The organism is Clostridium kluyveri DSM 555 (assembly GCF_000016505.1).
In the GTDB taxonomy this organism is placed as follows: Bacteria; Bacillota; Clostridia; order Clostridiales; family Clostridiaceae; genus Clostridium_B; species Clostridium_B kluyveri.
Genome location: NC_009706.1, coordinates 663,464 through 681,719 on the forward strand (window position 1 = coordinate 663,464; position 18,256 = coordinate 681,719).

Annotated in this window: 23 protein-coding genes and 1 tRNA gene; 10 read left to right on the top strand and 14 right to left on the bottom strand. The window is 28.9% G+C overall.

What is annotated here, in order from left to right; translation table 11 throughout:
* Positions 1 to 105: 105 nt before the first annotated feature.
* The 4 genes from CKL_RS03300 (at position 106) to CKL_RS03315 (ending at position 2,532) form a co-directional block, all read left to right on the top strand.
* A tRNA-Leu gene (locus CKL_RS03300) sits at positions 106 to 190 on the top strand.
* A 679-nt stretch (positions 191 to 869) separates the two neighbouring features.
* Positions 870 to 995, top strand: coding sequence for a hypothetical protein (locus tag CKL_RS21475; RefSeq protein ID WP_278184182.1), 126 nt, complete (start codon positions 870 to 872; stop codon positions 993 to 995).
* Between the two features lie 2 nt (positions 996 to 997).
* On the top strand, positions 998 to 1,513 hold the full coding sequence (locus tag CKL_RS03310; RefSeq protein ID WP_011989242.1) for an HTH domain-containing protein: 516 nt from the start codon (positions 998 to 1,000) through the stop codon (positions 1,511 to 1,513).
* 143 nt (positions 1,514 to 1,656) lie between these two features.
* Positions 1,657 to 2,532: an SDR family oxidoreductase gene (locus CKL_RS03315; protein WP_011989243.1), complete on the top strand. Its 876-nt coding sequence runs from the start codon at positions 1,657 to 1,659 to the stop codon at positions 2,530 to 2,532.
* Positions 2,533 to 2,585: 53 nt separating this feature from the next.
* Here the strand turns inward: CKL_RS03315 and CKL_RS03320 are convergent, their stop codons facing one another.
* Genes CKL_RS03320 through CKL_RS03330 form a run of 3 tightly spaced genes read right to left on the bottom strand, consistent with a single transcriptional unit; the run spans position 2,586 to position 3,649 of the window.
* Positions 2,586 to 3,158 (bottom strand): manganese catalase family protein, encoded by a 573-nt coding sequence (locus CKL_RS03320; RefSeq protein WP_011989244.1) that lies wholly within the window; start codon positions 3,156 to 3,158, stop codon positions 2,586 to 2,588.
* Between the two features lie 12 nt (positions 3,159 to 3,170).
* The gene (locus CKL_RS03325) at positions 3,171 to 3,425 is read right to left on the bottom strand and encodes a spore coat protein CotJB (RefSeq protein WP_011989245.1); all 255 of its coding nucleotides are present in this window, start codon (positions 3,423 to 3,425) and stop codon (positions 3,171 to 3,173) included.
* Between the two features lie 2 nt (positions 3,426 to 3,427).
* Positions 3,428 to 3,649 carry a spore coat associated protein CotJA gene (locus tag CKL_RS03330; protein ID WP_011989246.1) on the bottom strand — a complete coding sequence of 74 codons (222 nt, stop codon included), beginning with the start codon at positions 3,647 to 3,649 and terminating at the stop codon, positions 3,428 to 3,430.
* 382 nt (positions 3,650 to 4,031) lie between these two features.
* Between CKL_RS03330 and CKL_RS03335 the strand changes: the two genes are divergently transcribed.
* Positions 4,032 to 4,517 carry a spore coat protein gene (locus CKL_RS03335; protein WP_011989247.1) on the top strand — a complete coding sequence of 162 codons (486 nt, stop codon included), beginning with the start codon at positions 4,032 to 4,034 and terminating at the stop codon, positions 4,515 to 4,517.
* 68 nt (positions 4,518 to 4,585) lie between these two features.
* Here the strand turns inward: CKL_RS03335 and CKL_RS03340 are convergent, their stop codons facing one another.
* The 3 genes from CKL_RS03340 to CKL_RS03350 form a co-directional block, all read right to left on the bottom strand.
* Entirely contained in the window at positions 4,586 to 5,371 is a 786-nt protein-coding gene (locus tag CKL_RS03340) for a lecithin retinol acyltransferase family protein (protein ID WP_011989248.1), read from the bottom strand.
* 29 nt (positions 5,372 to 5,400) lie between these two features.
* A complete protein-coding gene (locus tag CKL_RS03345) occupies positions 5,401 to 5,682 on the bottom strand; it encodes a DUF4491 family protein (protein WP_011989249.1) in 282 nt (93 codons plus the stop codon).
* A gap of 247 nt (positions 5,683 to 5,929) precedes the next feature.
* Positions 5,930 to 6,502: a hypothetical protein gene (locus CKL_RS03350; protein WP_011989250.1), complete on the bottom strand. Its 573-nt coding sequence runs from the start codon at positions 6,500 to 6,502 to the stop codon at positions 5,930 to 5,932.
* Positions 6,503 to 6,665: 163 nt separating this feature from the next.
* Between CKL_RS03350 and CKL_RS03355 the strand changes: the two genes are divergently transcribed.
* From CKL_RS03355 to CKL_RS03365, 3 genes are all read left to right on the top strand, one after another.
* Positions 6,666 to 7,358: a DUF2953 domain-containing protein gene (locus CKL_RS03355; protein ID WP_011989251.1), complete on the top strand. Its 693-nt coding sequence runs from the start codon at positions 6,666 to 6,668 to the stop codon at positions 7,356 to 7,358.
* A gap of 92 nt (positions 7,359 to 7,450) precedes the next feature.
* Complete coding sequence (locus CKL_RS03360; RefSeq protein WP_011989252.1) at positions 7,451 to 7,804, top strand: GerW family sporulation protein; 354 nt, start codon at positions 7,451 to 7,453, stop codon at positions 7,802 to 7,804.
* Positions 7,805 to 8,048: 244 nt separating this feature from the next.
* Positions 8,049 to 8,654: a hypothetical protein gene (locus CKL_RS03365; protein WP_011989253.1), complete on the top strand. Its 606-nt coding sequence runs from the start codon at positions 8,049 to 8,051 to the stop codon at positions 8,652 to 8,654.
* Between the two features lie 113 nt (positions 8,655 to 8,767).
* Here the strand turns inward: CKL_RS03365 and CKL_RS03370 are convergent, their stop codons facing one another.
* The 6 genes from CKL_RS03370 to CKL_RS03395 form a co-directional block, all read right to left on the bottom strand.
* Positions 8,768 to 10,123 carry a HAMP domain-containing sensor histidine kinase gene (locus CKL_RS03370; RefSeq protein WP_011989254.1) on the bottom strand — a complete coding sequence of 452 codons (1,356 nt, stop codon included), beginning with the start codon at positions 10,121 to 10,123 and terminating at the stop codon, positions 8,768 to 8,770.
* 132 nt (positions 10,124 to 10,255) lie between these two features.
* Positions 10,256 to 11,215 (bottom strand): HAMP domain-containing sensor histidine kinase, encoded by a 960-nt coding sequence (locus CKL_RS03375; RefSeq protein WP_012620204.1) that lies wholly within the window; start codon positions 11,213 to 11,215, stop codon positions 10,256 to 10,258.
* Between the two features lie 89 nt (positions 11,216 to 11,304).
* Positions 11,305 to 11,991: a response regulator transcription factor gene (locus CKL_RS03380; RefSeq protein WP_011989256.1), complete on the bottom strand. Its 687-nt coding sequence runs from the start codon at positions 11,989 to 11,991 to the stop codon at positions 11,305 to 11,307.
* A gap of 269 nt (positions 11,992 to 12,260) precedes the next feature.
* Complete coding sequence (locus tag CKL_RS03385; protein WP_011989257.1) at positions 12,261 to 12,674, bottom strand: hypothetical protein; 414 nt, start codon at positions 12,672 to 12,674, stop codon at positions 12,261 to 12,263.
* Between the two features lie 299 nt (positions 12,675 to 12,973).
* Complete coding sequence (locus CKL_RS03390) at positions 12,974 to 13,510, bottom strand: hypothetical protein (RefSeq protein WP_011989258.1); 537 nt, start codon at positions 13,508 to 13,510, stop codon at positions 12,974 to 12,976.
* A 166-nt stretch (positions 13,511 to 13,676) separates the two neighbouring features.
* Complete coding sequence (locus CKL_RS03395) at positions 13,677 to 14,567, bottom strand: DMT family transporter (RefSeq protein WP_011989259.1); 891 nt, start codon at positions 14,565 to 14,567, stop codon at positions 13,677 to 13,679.
* A gap of 300 nt (positions 14,568 to 14,867) precedes the next feature.
* On the opposite strand from CKL_RS03395, the gene CKL_RS03400 reads away from it, so the two are divergent.
* On the top strand, positions 14,868 to 16,328 hold the full coding sequence (locus CKL_RS03400; protein WP_011989260.1) for an aminoacyl-histidine dipeptidase: 1,461 nt from the start codon (positions 14,868 to 14,870) through the stop codon (positions 16,326 to 16,328).
* Between the two features lie 95 nt (positions 16,329 to 16,423).
* Here the strand turns inward: CKL_RS03400 and CKL_RS03405 are convergent, their stop codons facing one another.
* Positions 16,424 to 16,792 carry a DUF1634 domain-containing protein gene (locus CKL_RS03405; RefSeq protein WP_011989261.1) on the bottom strand — a complete coding sequence of 123 codons (369 nt, stop codon included), beginning with the start codon at positions 16,790 to 16,792 and terminating at the stop codon, positions 16,424 to 16,426.
* Positions 16,792 to 17,643, bottom strand: a complete 852-nt coding sequence (locus CKL_RS03410; protein ID WP_012620208.1) for a sulfite exporter TauE/SafE family protein — start codon at positions 17,641 to 17,643, stop codon at positions 16,792 to 16,794. Before CKL_RS03410 ends, CKL_RS03405 begins: the two co-directional genes overlap by 1 nt.
* Before the next feature lie 110 nt (positions 17,644 to 17,753).
* On the opposite strand from CKL_RS03410, the gene CKL_RS03415 reads away from it, so the two are divergent.
* Positions 17,754 to 18,185: a hypothetical protein gene (locus tag CKL_RS03415; protein ID WP_011989263.1), complete on the top strand. Its 432-nt coding sequence runs from the start codon at positions 17,754 to 17,756 to the stop codon at positions 18,183 to 18,185.
* Positions 18,186 to 18,256 lie beyond the last annotated feature (71 nt).

The window sequence follows — 18,256 nt, forward strand, 5'->3', positions numbered from 1 at the left end:
ATCAAAAGTGATTATAATACTATTGTATGTTAGGTCAGTAAATACTAGGTGTTTTAAGTTATAAAAATTAAATAATGCCTTTATTATTTTAATAATATGAATAATGCGAAGGTGGCGGAATAGGCAGACGCACTACTTTGAGGGGGTAGCGAGTAACATCGTGTGGGTTCAAGTCCCATCCTTCGCACCAAAGAGAGTACTGAGAAGCAGATTGCTTCTTTTTTTTATATCACAAACCAACGTTTTTTTAGTTTTTTCATACAGAAGGAAATAGCAAAACTTTCTTAATTTACTCCTACTTCAATAATTTTAATTTATATTTACTTTTATTTTCATAGAATTTTATTATTAGCAAATAAGTAGTGTAAATTTATATATGTTATTATATTGAATATATAGATGATATTGGCTGAACAAGATTAAACGTAAGCATAAAAGCATGAGTTGCATTCCGATATTTTTAAGAAGGCACACCTATATAGCTCTAATGATTACCCTACCATATCTCACGGAGTACATATCTATGTCTCTACATTCCTTCGTTCTGCATTTTAGAGCAGGTGCTAGCATTAATCCTCGTATATTGGGTCAATTAAGCCCTGGGAGTTTGAACGTACTTTAACCTCGCTCCTAATATATTATGGAAGAATTTCTGTTGCTTAAGGGCGGTTGTATTTTTACAGTTTCCCGTGTTTTTTATTTAAGGGGAAATGAGAAAATCCCTGTACCCAAAAGTTATAAAATATTATTTTACCAATCTTTAAATTTTTTAATTATAAATACAAATTATGACATTATTTTTACAAATTGTATATTAAAATGTATTTAATATAAATTATAATAATTATTAGAAATTAAGGAGGAAAAAAATGATGAAAAAAAGGTTAGCTAGTGTTTTATTTGGGATAATTATGTTATTATCTCTGCCTATTACAACTTTTGCTGGAGTTATTCCGGTTGCATATTGTGATCACACAATTGTTTGGACAAGCTAGCTATGGAGTTTTTTGATAAGAATTATAATGGAGATGATAAATTAAGAGGGGATATACAATCTTTGATTGAAAACAATCTAATTACATTAGAATCTTTAAGCAAAATAATTGGAATAGATTATCTTTGGTTGAAAGATTATATGGATAAGAAAAACAGCTTTAAAGATTTTTACACTAACAGCATGTACTCATGTGAAAATCAAAAAGATAAGTTAAATGACTTACCTATTTTAACTCCTAGCTCTTTATCAAATTTAATTTTTATGTTATCAAATGGAATATCTATGATAAATGAAGATGAGCGAATTAAAGGTGTAATAGATGTATTAGTAGATGACTTTAAGATTAGTTATAAAACTTTAGCTATATATTCAAAACTTGAATTAGAGGATATACAAAGTTTTATAAAAGATGGTAATTCTATTTCATATGAAAAAAAGTATAAGTTGGCAGTAGCAACCCTATTTTTACATTACTTATTTAAAAAGTCACCAGATATCAGAGTTCATAAAGATTGAAAAACCAATATGTTTTAAGGACAAAAAAGAATATCCTTGAATGGGTATTCTTTTGTTATTTATTATATTTTATGAATGATATTTCTACAGTTACCAATACTATTGTTAATTGATTTTAAAATAGTATAGGAGGATTATAACATATGAATAATGAATTTTACTTAAACTTTCCTAAAGCTGTTCCAGAGCAAACTCAAAATAAACATCCGGGTATAGAATCCCAAATGAATCCCAGACCTGTATTTGAAGATCCAAATTATAAAGGCAGAAATAGGCTAAAGGATAAGGTTGCATTGATTACAGGAGGAGACAGCGGCATAGGAAGAGCAGTTGCTGCAGCTTTTTCAAAGGAAGGTGCTGATTTGGCAATAATTTATTACGATGAGCACGATGATGCCAAATACACAAAAGAAATTGTTAAAAAAAATGGGAGACAATGTGTGTTGCTTTCAGGAGATATTTCAGATGATAATTTTTGCAGAAGTGCAGTGAAAAGTGTAATGGATAAGTTTAGTAAGATAGACATATTAGTAAATAATGCTGGAGTACAATTTACCCAAAACAGCATTGAGGACATAACAAATGAACAGCTGGAGAGGACTTTTAGAACTAATATATTCAGTATGTTTTATCTTACAAGAGCGGTGTTGCCTCATCTGAATCCCGGAAGTTCTATAATAAACACCACATCCATAACTGCTTATGATGGCAATGAAACACTTTTAGATTATTCTTGTACAAAAGGTGCCATAGTATCTTTTACTCGTTCCATGGCATTATCTTTGATAGGTAGAAACATAAGGGTAAATGCAGTGGCACCGGGACCCGTGTGGACTCCTCTTATTCCATCATCCTTTAGTGCTGAAAAGGTAGGTAAGTTTGGTTCAAACAGTCCTATAAAAAGACCTGCCCAGCCAGTAGAGATAGCGCCGGCTTATGTATTTCTTGCCTCAATGGAATCTTCCTATGTTACAGGTGAAGTTATACATATAAATGGAGGACAATTTATAGGGGGATAAAAAGTTAAGGGTTAAGGGAAAATTATCCATAACCCTTAACTTATTAGTTAGTATTAGAAGCACTTTTTGGTATCCATGAGATCCTGTACTTGAACCAAAGCCTCTCCAAAACGTTGAAAGTGAACGATTTCTCTGGCCCATAAAAATTTTAGGACATCTATTATATCAACATCATCTGTTAATTTTATTAGATGTTCGTAAGTTGTTCTGGCTTTTTGTTCAGCGGCCATATCTTCATGAAGGTCTGTTATAGGATCTCCTGATGCCTGAATATATGCAGCTGTCCACGGAACACCATTGGCATCTGTAGGAAAAGTGGCTTTGCCATGCTGGGTATAGTGAGAAGCTAGTCCTGCTTCTTTAAGTTCATCTATAGTGGCATCTTTTAGTAGCTGGTATACCATTGTAGCTATAATTTCAACGTGAGCCAATTCTTCAGTACCTATATCTGTAAGTAATCCTTGGGTTTTACCGGTAGGCATAGTATAACGTTGATTCAAGTATCTAATACCGGCACTTAATTCCCCATCGGGACCTCCGTATTGGGCAACCAGATATTTTGCCATTTGAAGGTCTTTACACCTAATATTCACAGGATGTTGTAATTTTTTTTCATAAATCCACATATACACTACCTCCTACATGTCAGATTCCCAAGGCCAGGGTTCATTTACCCATGTCCAGGGGTACTGACTTTGGGAGAAGCCAAAATTAAATAGAGCACCAAAGTTTAGTTCATATTCTCTTATAAGTTTCATAAGCTGTTTTGAGAATGTATTGAAGTCTGATAGTGCTTTTTTGTTATCGGGAAAGTTATCTAAAAATATACTTAAATCTAATGTAGCAAATTCTAATTGACGAATTTTATTCAGTAAATTTTCGCGATTATCCATACTTATTTTCCTCCTATACAATCTTCATTTTCAGGGTAAGGCATAGCAAGATTTGGGAATATAGTACCTTTTTTTAATGCAATGTTTAAAGGAAGTAGGCCTATATAGGGCTGCATAGGAACATATGCTCTTGCGAGTCTTCTACCCGAAGAATGAGGAAGATTAGAATTACGCATAAACTGGGGATTTACATAGGGGATAAATCTTGAATACAATATTTTCACCTCGTATATTCTCTCTACAATGATAATATATTCAAAGCTGTAAATTGTGTTAACGTAAATTATTTCAAAGATATATCTTGAAAAATTTATTAATATAGAGGTTTTAAATATATTGGTTTAATGATATAATCATGTTAAATGATATATTATAATGACTAATTTAATAAATAAGTTTGTGTAAACTCCTATAAATGTTTTTCACTATATAACTTGTGTACCCTCCAATTTATATATTTATTATTTACCAGGAGTTTACATAAATCTTTCTATATATTATACGATTAAGTAACTCATATGGCTTCAAATAAAATATATTTTATTTGAAGTTTTTTTTGTATAAATTTATTGATGGGGATACATAATAATTTTGGAGGTGTTTTTTATGTCGATGAATTTAGCTAATTCGGTAAGTTTAAGTAATAAGGAAAGATCATTATTAGAAGATCAGAAGAGTCATGAAGCTATGTGTATACAGAAGTATACCAATTATGCTAATCAGGCCAGGGATTCACAGTTAAAACAGTTGTTTTTAAATAATGCTTCAATAGAGCAAGAACATTTGAACAGTATTAACACTATTTTACAGGGTCAGGTGCCTGATACAAATAATAAACAAAATACAAACAATATAAATTCAAATATGAATAGTTCTTCTTCATCTGCAGGAAGCCAGGTTTCTGATGCGGATATGTGCAAGGATATGCTTATGACAGAAAAGTATATTTCGGGTACATATGATACTTCCATATTTGAATTTAAAGATACAAATGTTCGGAATGTATTAAATCACATACAGAAGGAAGAACAACAGCATGGGGAATCTATCTATAAATATATGGAAAGCAAGGGATTATATAGTATTCAGTAAAAAGTGTTTAGGCTTAAAGTGGTGATTTAATTGAGAGTTATGGAAATATATTTCATAACTCTTAATTTTTATTGTAGGTTTATACCAAGGGATGTAAGTATTTTTATTTGAACCATTTCTTTTTCAGATAAATTTTCTAGTTGAGGGGATTCTGAATTGTTTGTTTTACACCATATAACAAAATGCTCACAATTATTTTGTAGTAAATTATAACTTCTTTCTCCCAATCTTGTTTTTGCCTTTTTTACAGTTTCTTGAGAGTTAAACGGCACAGCATTTTCTATATTTAAAATAAAGTAAGTACCTTTCTTAAAATAAGGTTCCATATCTGTTTCCTGTATTTTAGCGTCTGCGGCATTACCTGTACTGCTGCAGTAATGAATAACTTTGTTATTACCTATGTATATTCCCATATGATCGTACTGGTACTCCATAAATTTACCAGTAGTTCCCACTATATCTCCATATTTAGGTTCTCCTATAGATTTAGATACTTTAATTTGTGTATGCTTTTTTACTTTAAAATATAATGTGTTGTTTTGGCTTATTTCGATAGAGATGGTGCTGCTTTCATGAAATCCATCTATAGGGGGATTTATCATAAGGGTTTTACCATCAACGCTTAAAAATACATAGGTATAAATATTATTATTATTTTCATCTTTTATGGAAATATTTTTTATACTACTAGAGTTTAATTTAGTTTTATTATCTAGGGGAATTTGAATTTGACTGTATTTATAAATATAGGTTATTTGATTTTTAAATATGTAATTTCTATATATTAAAATTGAAAGTAAAAATATAACTACAGCCAATAACCCTATTAGTTTTATAAAAAAATGTTTATTCATGCTTAACCTCTGATCCTTTAAAATATATATTAATTATTTTTTTTAGGAAACCAACCTTTTTCCACTCTTTTTTTTTGTTTGAATAGCTCTAATATTCCCCAAAGGAAAGTGAATCCTAAAATTCCTAAGAATGCAGATAGTATAGTATTCTTTACCATGGTAGAAATCAATATACTGAGAATGCTTATAATCAGGAATATAGGCCATATACGTACTCCTAAATAATATTCACCCTTTATTACAGCAACATGACCAATACCTGTTAAAAGTAATACAAATAATCCTATAATAAATCCATAGTAATTAAACATCTAATACCCCCTTGAAATTTATATGATATAATGACTTTATATGTACAAGTACTGTAAAATTTTATCCGAACATGGTAATTAGCTAATACTCCCATCTTCTTCAAAGTGGGAGGTAAGAACTGCTTGAGTACTTGGATAAGTTTTTCTCCTAAAAGATAACGTATTCTAAGTGCTAAAGACACTAAGAATACTGTTAATAAGGTTCAGATGGAAAAAAGCATTTCTTATAAGCAAATTCCACTTGAATCTAAGAGTCACTTGATGGTATGAATATCTTCACCTTATTTTCTATAAATTTTTCTTCGCCATATTGAATGTATATATTAGCATAAATATCATTTACGGCAGATGATATTATATTATTACCTTTTAATTTTGTTATTTTATATCTAGCTATTTTTTCGTATTTTGGACTTTCCTTTTTAGTAGATATTATTTCTAAGGAGTTTTTTTCAAAATCTATAAGATTAGGTTTTTGGGTAGTTCCTATATTTACAGTATATACTTTAACATTATTATTTATTTTTTGTTTTATATAACTCTGATTAGAAATTGGAGATAAATTTTTAGTTTCAGTAATTTTATCTGTAATACCTACTTCTTTAGGGAATATAAGCCATATTAAAAATGGAAGAACAACTAATAAAAATATACATAGTATGCACATTACAATTATATTTACAAACATTCTTTTTATCCAATATTCTAATAGCTGTTTTTCATTAAATTTTTTATTTTTTAATTTTTTGCTTTGTCTTTTAAATAATAATGTGCCTAATAAAATACTTAATATTGCCGATGAATATAAAAAGAAAAGCATAATTTACCCCCTTTAAAGTACACTTTATATAAAGTTTAGCAGAAACTGCATTAAAAATATATATAGTTGAGTATTTTTTAAGATATTAATATATAAACTGATTTGGGTTTAAATCAAAGGATAGTAAAAATTTTAAATTACATTAATAGGAGGTGTAGTTGGTTTGATTTTTTTAAAAATAATAGGAATTATATTACTATTTATTGTAATTTTTTTTATGGTCATAATATTAAATAACATAAAATATAAAATTGAATTAACCTATAGGCAGCGTAAAATTAATTATGGCGTAAGGATGGACTTATTTTTAAATATCATATCTATAATGGCAGAAGGTACCAATGAAAACGTAGAAATTTTTGTAAAGATACTATTTTTTAAAAAGAAATTAAAAACAGACTTTAAACAGCATAGACAAGATAAGATCAGGATAGAAGGTGATATGGAGGATACATCCTTTCACATAGTAAACACAATTGAGATGATTAGCAAATATAGAGAATATTTAGGGAAATTTATCTCCATAATTAAACCTAAGTACGTAAAAATAGAAGGAATATATGGATTTGAAGATCCTTACATAACAGGAATACTAAGTGGATTCATAGGCGCTATTTCTTTACTTTTACCTGCACACTCTATCAAATTAAATCCTGATTTTTTTAATAAGATTTTTAATTTAGAAGTAAAAGTTGAGGGAAAAACAAGAATTATACTTTTAATTGGTATTACACTTAAATTCCTTATATGTAATGCATATGAAAATATTATGACTAAATTAAAAGCTAAATTCAAGAAGAAATCAAAAATGGGAAAAATTAAATTTAAAAGTTCAGATGAGATGAAGTTTGATTAGAGTTTACAATGAAAAAAAATATATATTTTAAGTTTGTATGTATTTGACTATAATAATTAATAATAAGACAAATTAATGAAGGAGAGGTAATTGTGGTGGATATCAAGGAAAATACAGAAGTACTATTTTCAAAATTGGAGAATTTTTTTAAAACAGAGACTGTTGTAGGTAAGCCTATAAATGTAGAAGGTATTATTTTGGTGCCCTTTATAACTGTAACATTCGGATGTGGAACTGGAGGAGGAGAAGGCTCTGATTCCGGAAATAAGCAGGAGGGGGGAGGTTTAGGTCTTGGTGCAGGTGCAAAGATAACTCCAGATGCTGTACTTGTAATAAAAGATGATACAGTTAAAATGCTCCCTATAAAAAGTAAAGCTAATATTGACAAGCTTGTAGAATTAGTACCCGAAATAATTAAGAAAATAAAGAAAAAAGAAGATAAGTAAAAATGTTTTTTTAAATATCAGGTTATTCTAAGGTTTATATGAAATTAGCATTAATAATCGGCAGTGGGAAGTTATTCAATATATAAATTATGTGCTTGTTCTATTAGGTTAAATGGAATTGGTCCCTTTTATAAATTACACAAAGTTCACATTGTAATTTGACAAGATAACTATAATTTTTAGATATACTATTAAGTAGTAACAAACAAATAATAACAAACAAAAAATTTAAGGGGGACCAAGAATGTTAAAAATGAAGTACAAATTACTTTCAGCCTTAGTGCTTGCAGCGCCACTACTAGTAAATACAGGAATTGCTACAACAGTACATGCATGTGACAGCAGTAATAATACCAAAGTATCTAATGTAATATCCCGTAATGCAGTTTCGTCTAATATACTTGATGAAAATGCTTTTAAACATAATAATTCAAATATAATTTACAAATCATATGTTTCTTTTGAAAACTTTAAAGCTAAATTAGATACTTTAGTAACAGCAGGAACTATAACTCAAGCCCAGGAAACAATAATATTGAATTTATATTATGATGGTAAAATCACATCTGAAACTTTTGAAGCTCAATTAGATGCTTTAGTTGCGTCAGGAACTATAACACAGAGTCAAGCAGTATCTATATTAAATTTATTTACTATCTGGCAGCCTACGTTTGAAATACCGTCACCAACATTAGATAATGATTCAAAAAATGACAAGCATGTATCTACTGATTCAAAAGATGATAAACATGCATCTAATGATTTTAAACATAATGATTCTGCATCTAATAATTCAGGACACAATAGTGGGTCATCCAATAATTGTTCAGAACATAAGCATTCAAAATAAATGTATCACTAAACTATATCTTAATACTGTATTTAATTATATCTATGGTCTTATTGAACTATAAGAATATTGTAGGAATATATAAGAACAAAATATATTCCTACAATAACTGTTTAGCATAAATTTGGATACTTAATTATAAAACTTACACCATTTAATCTATTTACTGCTTTGATATCTCCTTTGTAAAAGTTAATTATTTTTTTTGATATAGCAAGTCCAAGACCAAAATTTCCTTTTCTATCTTTATACATGCTGTCAAATATGCGTTCTATATCATTATTTCTAATAGTATTTCCGTCATTATAAATTTCAAGAACAGCAAAATTATTTTCTTCCTTTAATGTTATTTTTATAGTAGTTTTTGCATATCTTAATGCATTATCCATTACATTTTCTATAGAAATCATCACTTTTTCTCTATTGCCCCAAATAATACTTTTTTTGATATTTAAATCCCATATGATGTTATTGTTAAATGTTTTAAATCTGTGTATTATTTTATTAAGAATATCCTGTAGGTTTGTATCTCTATTTTCTATATTGTTTTCTAGCATATAATCTAGAGTATTTAAATATAATATTTGTTTGATTTTTTTCTCAAGATATATAGCTTCATTTTTTATTATTTCAGCTGTTTTTTCAATAGAGTCTATATATAAGCCTTCTATAATGGCTTCCGCATGACTCATAATAACCATAACTGGTGTTTTTAAATCATGGGATATACTTTGAAAAAATAATTTTTCACTTTCCTCAGCATACTTTAATTTTTTTTGCATTATATTCATAGAATTTGCAAGACTCCCAATTTCATCATTACTCCTTATTTTAATTGGTTCACCCCACTGTTTATTGGCTATTTTTTTAGTATAGTCTTCTAATTCTTTAAGAGGCTTTGAAATGTATCCTGCAACGAGTTTTGAGGTAAAAAAAGCTATGAAAATAAATATAATGCCTGTTAAAATAGCTTTATAAAGTACAGTTTTATCTAAAAAATATGGCATATAGGTAATAAAATATGCTTTTTCTGAAGTTTGACTTTTTATTGGACTTATTATAAAAAGAAACTCGATATTATTGTAATTCTCTTTAAATTGGGTTTGGGAGTTATTTACGTACTTAATAAAGCCTGTTAACCATTTTCCTTCTTTATTCTCCGATGAATCTGGTTGATCATTAGGAGCATTTATATTTATTGTTTGAGTTGTAGTTTCATTAATATTGACAATTAAGTTTTTAATATTTACAAGATTTTTTAATTTATCAAATCTTAAAGGATCTTCAAAATTACCATTTTTCACTAATATATTGTGAGCTGCTGCTAAATCTTGAATTTTAGAATTTTCATCAAAAATTCTGAAAGCCACTAAATATAGAAATGAAATGCAGCATATTATTATAAGAATGATAATTGTAAATGTTACCCATATTCTTAACATCAATGATTTCATTTTAAATACCTTCATAAACTTACAACCACCTTAACCTAAGAATTACTTGATCAGTTAAAAGAATTATAGCTAATGATTGTAGATATAATGTGTAATAATTATGTGAGCTTTATGGAATCTTTTAAATATAAGCAAGCAATCATCATTCTATTGATGACTGCTTTTAATTGGATACCTAATTACAAAACTTACCCCTTGTTCTCTGTTTACGACCTTGATATCTCCATCATAGAAATTTATTATTTTCTTTGATATGGCAAGTCCTAATCCAAAATTACCACTTTTATCTTTGTACATATTGTCAAATATACGTTCTATATCTTCAGTTTTAATATTATTTCCATCATTATAAATTTCAAGAACAGCAAAATCAGCATCTTTCTTTAATATTATTTTTATAGTAGTCTTTACATATCTTAGGGCGTTGTCTAATACGTTTTCTATAGAAATCCTTACCTGCTCTTTATTTGCAAAGATGATACTTTTAGTAATTTCTATTTTCCAATTAATATTAACATTAAATATTTGAAATCTATTCAGCATATCATTAATCAGTTCTTGTAAGTTTATGTCTTCATTTTCTGAATCATTTTCTAATATATATTCAAATGTATTCAAATATAATATTTGCTTGATTTTTTTTTCAAGATCTATAGCTTCATTTTTTATTATTTCAGCTGTTTTTTCGATAGTATCTATATATACACCTTCTATAATAGCCTCTGCATGGCTCATAATAACCATAACTGGCGTTTTTAAATCATGAGACATACTTTGAAAAAACAGCTTCTTATTTTCTTCATCATATTTCAGCTTTTTCTGCATCATATTTATAGAATTTGCAAGATTTTCGATTTCATCATTACTTTTTATTTTAATTGGTTCACCCCAATGCTTGTCAGCCATTTTTTTGGTATGGTCTTCTAATTCTTTCAGGGGTTGTGATATATGTTGTGAAACTAGCTTTGAAGTAAAAAATGATATAACAATGAACACAATTCCTATAAGAATAATTTTATAGAAGATCTTATTATCTAAAAAATATGGCACATAAGTAACTAAACATAATTTATGAGAAACTTGGCCTAAATGTATATTTATCATCATAATCGCCTTACCTTATTTTTATCTATATCAATAATCAAATTTTGTGTATTAGTGAGATTTTTAATTCATTGAAGCCTAATGAGTTTGCTTTAAATATTTTCATGACCATTGATCAATTTATAGCCATATCCATATATTGTTTCTATAGTTAACTTATTCACTTTTTTTCTAAGCCTTCTTATGGTATCATCTACTACCCGACTAGAACCAAAATAATTGTTACCCCAAACATTTGTTAAAATTTGTTCTCTTAAAGTTAAACTATTTTTGTTTTCAGCAAGATAACTTAATAAATCAAATTCTTTACTGGTAAGTCTAAGTTCTTTACCCTTAAATAAGACTGTTCTCTGTTTTTTATTAATTAAGTATTGTCCAATTTGTATGTTTAAATTTTGTGTTTCATTAGTAGTACCATAAATTTTTTCAATAAGATTATTGGTTCGTATAACTAATTCTCTAGGTAAAAACGGTTTTGATAAATAATCATCACTGCCAAGTTCTAGTCCCACCACTCTGTCAAATTCTTCATTTTTTGCGGATATAAATATAACAGGCGTATTTTCGTTATTTTCTTTTATGCATTTAATTAGTGCATAACCATTTATATCGGGAAGCATTATATCTAATATCCAGAGATCCGGCATATCTTTTATCCTGTTTTTTGCACAGCTTCCATCAGAAAAAGTAGTTACATCATAGCCTTCATTTTTAAGATATTTCTCAAGTAAAATGTTTAAATTAAGTTCGTCCTCAACCAAATATATCTTTTTAGACAATTTTATCACCTCAACTTAAATTAGTATTATAGTTGAGTAAAATTCTAAGGTTTTTATTTTAATAGGTTCGTAATTCCAATTGAAGGATATTTTCATTAAACCATGTAGAGATTCTTCCATATTCAAATTTTCTTATATATAGTGAGTACATAATTGTAATTATATGGTTTATAGATAAAACTAGAGAGAAGTTTTTAATAACTCCCCCCTAGTTTTTATGTGTTATATTCATTTAAAATGTTTCAATAAAGTTGGTACTCTAATAAACTTTATTTAGAGGGATTGTATGGTTTTATATTATATGTCTGACTATGTGCTGGTATTTGCCAGCTAGAACCCCAGCCGCTAAATGCATTTAATATAGATATAGCTTGACTCTGTGTTATAGTTCCTGCTGCTACTAAAGCATCTAATTGAGCCTTAAAGGTTTCTTTTGTTGTTATTTTATTATTATAATATAGATTCAATATTATATTTTCTTGGTTTGAACTTATAGTTCCTGATGCCACTAATCCATCTAATTTAGTTCTAAAGTTTTCAAAAGAATAGTGAGATTTATAGATTATGCTGGTCTTTGCATTATTGACAGGAGATGCTTGTACCGTTGTAGCAATCCCTGTATTCACTAATAGCGGTGCTGCAAGAACTAAAACTGAAAGTAATTTGTACTTCATTTTTAACATTTCTGATACCTCCTAATTTTTTACTACAATAATATGTGGTAAATTGTTTTATTTAACTTTTCCTTTAAAAAAATTATAACTGACGATTGTGGGCTCGGTATCAAATAGTTATGTGAAGTTTATGTAATTTACAATTTAACTTATAAAACCTTATATTTGTATAAAAAATAAGCTGTTGCATAAATTAATTATGCAGCAGCCTTTTGATAGTTTAAGAAATAACTTGATTCTTAAAACAACCATATCTTATTTTTGTTTATGTGATATTGTCTTATAAATGTAGTCAATTTTTAATTTATTTAATGAACATTAGTTTGTCCAGCTACATTAGATGCAGAATTACCATTTTGTGCTTTATCCTTATTAGTTACTGTGTTATTATTTTTTGCTTTATTTTTATTAGATGATGGTGTAGTATTTTTTGTCTTATCAATTATTTTCTTGTTATCATGTGAGTCTTTAGATGGAGCCGGTATTTTCCAGGTAGAACCCCAACCACTAAATGTATTTAATATGGATACTGCTTGACTTTGTGTTATAGTTCCTGCTGCCACTAAAGCATCTAGTTGAGCTTTAAAAGTTTCTCTTGTTGTTATGTTACCATTATAATATAGATTTAATATTATATTTTCCTGGCTTGAATTTATAGTTCCTGATGCAACTAAGGCGTCTAGTTTAGATTTGAAATTTGCAAAAGAGTAATAGGATTTATAAACTATACTGGCCTTTGCATTATTAACAGAAGATGCTTGTACCGTTGTGGCAATCCCTGTATTTACTAGTAATGGTACTGCAAGTACTAAAGCTGAAAGTAATTTGTATCTTGTTTTTAACATTTCTAATACCTCCTAAAATTTTTATTATACAGTAATTTATTTTAATTTTTTCTTTTCAATACAAATTATAATTGGAGACTATGACTATGATATGACAGAGCAATGTGAAATCTGTGTAATTTGAATAGGTAGGATTTTTAGAAAAATATGCTTAAAACATTATATATTATTTATTTGAAGATATGTTAAAATCCATTTCTGCAATAATTACAGACAAAAATATTATGCTTGCTCCCAGCACCATATTTAAGGTGAATATTTCTTTTAAAAATATCACTGAAAAAATGGCACCAAATACGGATTCAAGAGATAATAGTATGCCCACATGATTAGGATTAGTATATTTTTGAGCTATGTTTTGTATTAAAAAAGCTACCATAGTGCTGAAAATTATTAAGTATGAAAGTGAAAATAAGGCATTTCTGGGTATTTTATTTAAATTAGGTTCAAATATAACGGCAAATATAATTGAAAGAATGCCTGCAGAGAACATCTGCAGCACGGATAATATTATAGGGTTTGACTTTCTGGCAAAACAGGCTATGGAAATTATATGTGATGCAAATAATACTGCACTTAGGAGAGTAAGCCAGTCGCCTATAGTCATATCTAAATGCATGCCAGGTTTTAAGCTTAGCATAAATATCCCTATAAGAGAAACTAGAGCAGAAACAAGGACATTTAATTTAGGTTTTGTTTTAAATATCTTCCAGTATATAAAGGGAAGTATAATTACATAGACTGATGTCAAAAAAGATTGTTTGCTTGCAGTAGTGTAATTAAGACCTATGGTCTGGGTAGCAAAGGCCAAAAATAAAAATATGCCTATTACAAAACCGCGAACGACATCTTCTATAGATGTCTTTATGACTATTTTAAAAAATATAGCTGAAATTAATATTCCAGCACATAGAAATCTTATAGCCATCATATAAAAAGGGGTTACGTTATTTAAAGCATTTTTAGTGGCAGTATAGCCTCCTCCCCATAACATGGCCGCAAATAATAAAGATAAATCTGCTATTATGGCTTTATTTATAATTTTTGATATTTTCATTTATATACCTCATTTTAAGTAAAGTGTTTGGAATACGGTATTTTGTTTCTTCGTATATTTCACAATTGTATTTTATATACATTTATAGTTTATGTCAAATAATTTGATTTTTCAAATTTATCACTGAATTCTCCCAGAAATTAATGATTATGAAATAGTTTTCTTTAAGTGGTATAATAATTTTATCACATGCTTTTTATCCTAAGACCCTGCTTGTAATGATTTATATTCCTTTAGAAAAGAGGGATAAACGATTGTGTAGCATATGCTACACGAGATATCTAAGAAAGGATGATTGATATGAGTAAAGTATTGCAAAATATTGAACCAACTGAAGTGTTTAAGTACTTCGAAGAAATTAGCAGTATACCCAGAGAATCCGGAAATGAAAAAGAAATAAGTGATTATTTGGTTTCTTTTGCAAAAAAGCATAATTTAGAAGTTGTGCAGGATAAGGATTTAAATGTGGTTATAAGAAAAAAAGGGACTAGAGGATATGAAAATAGCCAGGGGATAATATTACAGGGACATATGGATATGGTATGCGAAAAAAACTCAGGGGTAGAACATGATTTTACCAAGGATCCGCTGAAATTAAAGATAGTAGATGATATGATATATGCTGCAGGTACAACTCTTGGAGGGGATGACGGTATAGCAGTTGCCATGGGGCTTGCCGTTTTGGCTTCTAATGACATACCTCATCCTCCAATGGAATTACTAGTTACTACTTCAGAGGAAACTGGTATGAATGGAGCTATAGGATTGAATCCTGAAAATATAAAGGGAAAAATTCTTATAAATATAGATTCAGAAGAAGAGGGGGTATTACTTGTAAGTTGTGCTGGAGGATGTTCAGCTAAAGCAAGTATTCCTATAGAATGGAATAACCCAGATAAAGATGACAAGACCTTTTCCATAAGAATTGAAGGCTTAAAAGGGGGGCATTCCGGTGCAGAAATACACAAGGGCAGGGCAAATGCAAATAAGCTTATGGCTCGTGTGCTTGAAAATCTAAGAGAGAACGTAGATTTTAAAATATCTAAAATATCAGGAGGTTCTAAACATAATGTCATAGCTTCTGATTCAGAGGCTATTTTAGTGTCATGTTCTAAATGTGAATCTGTCCTAAAAAATGAAGTGGCAAATTTGCAAAAAGTACTAAAGGATGAGTTTAAAACTTCAGATTCAGATTTGAAAATAGAAGTAGAATCCCTAGATATATTACCAGAAAAAGTTATGTCCAATGATACTGCAGAGAATGTAATTAATTTTATGTATTTAATCCCTAATGGAGTTCAAAGTATGAGTATGGACATAGAGGGACTTGTGGAAAGCTCACTAAATTTAGGTACAGTTGTAACTGGAGAGAACAGTGTGGAGTGCTTAAGTTCAATAAGGAGTTCTGTGAGAAGTTTAAGAGATAATATATTTAATACCATAGTTACTATAGGAAATTTTACAAAGGCTAAAGTGGAGTCTGAATCAAGTTATCCAGAATGGAAATATAGAGATGATTCTAAAATAAGAGAAGTTATGGTAGAAGTATATGAAAGATTATTTGGGAAAAAACCGCTAATAAGTGCAATTCATGCAGGACTTGAATGTGGAATTTTTTCAGAAAAATTTAATGGTCAATTAGATATGATATCCATGGGACCTAATATTTTAGATATTCATAGTCCAGATGAACATTTAAGCATATCTTCCACACAGAGAACATGGAAGTACTTATTGGAGGTATTAAAAGAACTCAAATAGATTTAAATTATATCATTAAATTGTCTTGATATTATATTTATGATATCCTCCAGCTTTTTTAACTGGAGGATAATTGTTTTGAATTCTAAATTTGCTTACTTTTCTATAAAAAAGCTTAGTATAAGTATTAAAAGTACCAATGTGGTAATTTTCACATATAAGAAGTCTTTTTCTTTTAAAAATACTAGTATAGATATTGCCACCCGCAGCATAGGTATCAATATTAAGGATAATAACCCTAACATTATAATTGCATAGGGTTTTAAATAGATACTGTCTTTTAATATTTCCAAGGGAGAGGTGGGATAATAATTTGGCGAATATCCCGTATAACCTAATGTTAAAAACATTATAAGACCTGTAAGTATTATAATTGAACTTAGTATTATTCCTATTCTTAAAAAAATTCCTATTATTAATTCTATATTATGTACATTTTTTTTATCACTAGTATGCTCTTTCATCATTTACCTCCTAATCCTTTCAATATCATTTGTATTGAGATATAAATAAGAAAAGGCACAAATATTTTTCTGATAGTCTTACTTTTCATGTTTTCCATGATTTTAACCCCTATGGTAGCCCCTAATAACACTCCCAGGGCAACTGGAGCAGAAATTTTAGGATCTATATCTCCTCTTAAAAGATATATTCCTGCACTGGCAGTGGCAGTAACGCCCATCATAAAATTACTGGTGGCACTGGAAACTTTTAGAGGTAATTTCATGAATAAGTCCATAGCCATAACTTTAAAACTTCCACTTCCAATGCCAAGGAGGCCTGAAATAATTCCAGCACCATACATTACTCCAAATCCTGAAGGAACCCCGGATACTTTGTATGATATATCTTCATTTAAAAATTTATCATGATATTGTCCATTTAGTTTAAGTTTTTCTGCAAGAGGATGGGTCTCAATAATTTCAGTAGATTCCATCCTACCTTTTTTAAACATGGCAAAAGCAGAATATAGAAGAAGTATACCAAATAAGAAGTAAAGATAATATGGATTTATGATTCCACCCAGAAAGGCACCTGTTATAGCACCTAGGGTAGTAGCTATTTCCAGAAACATTCCAATCCTTATATTGGTTAGTTTATCCCTTATGTAAGCCACAGCAGAACCGCTGGAGGTGGCGATTACCGATATTAGACTGGCACCTATGGCATATTTTATATCTATACCAAATAAAATTGTAAGAGCAGGAGTAATTACGGTTCCACCACCTAAGCCCAATATGGAGCCAACTATACCAGCCACTATAGATATGATAAAAATTTGCAATATTAAAAGTGACAATAGATCATCTCCCATGTTGAATAAATTTTATTTTTCAAGTATTATTATAACAAGGAATATGTAGGTGGTATATTCAAAAACATAAAAATATCTAAAATATATGAGGATAAAGGATAGTGTTTATAATGAATGACAAAAGTTTGAATTTTAATATTAAAATCTTGTTTTTTGTAGCAGCTTTAACTGCAGCATATTTTTATGTAGATAAATTAGAAATTATTGCTTTAATTCCTTTGGTATTATGCATATATGATGCATGTTATATATTTTTTAAAGTTAAAAATAGGGATGGACTTAGAGTATTTTTTATAATAACTACTGTTTTAGCATTAATTTTTATGATCCATACTGTAGTAGCCTATGGAATATCGAATCCTGTTCCGGTAATACTTATATTTATTATGACCAATTTATTTTTTATATATAATCTTATATTATACTTTTATAAAAGATATGGTAAATCGAATCTTATATTTATATTTTTAGGTTGGATTATATGCGACAGTACCCCAATAGTTATGCTATTTATATTGTCCGCGGGACTTTCTGCTAAATAATAAATGTTAGAGATTCAGTCGAGTTGGGAAAATTACCGGTTGAATTACACAAATTCAGGAATTACTTGATA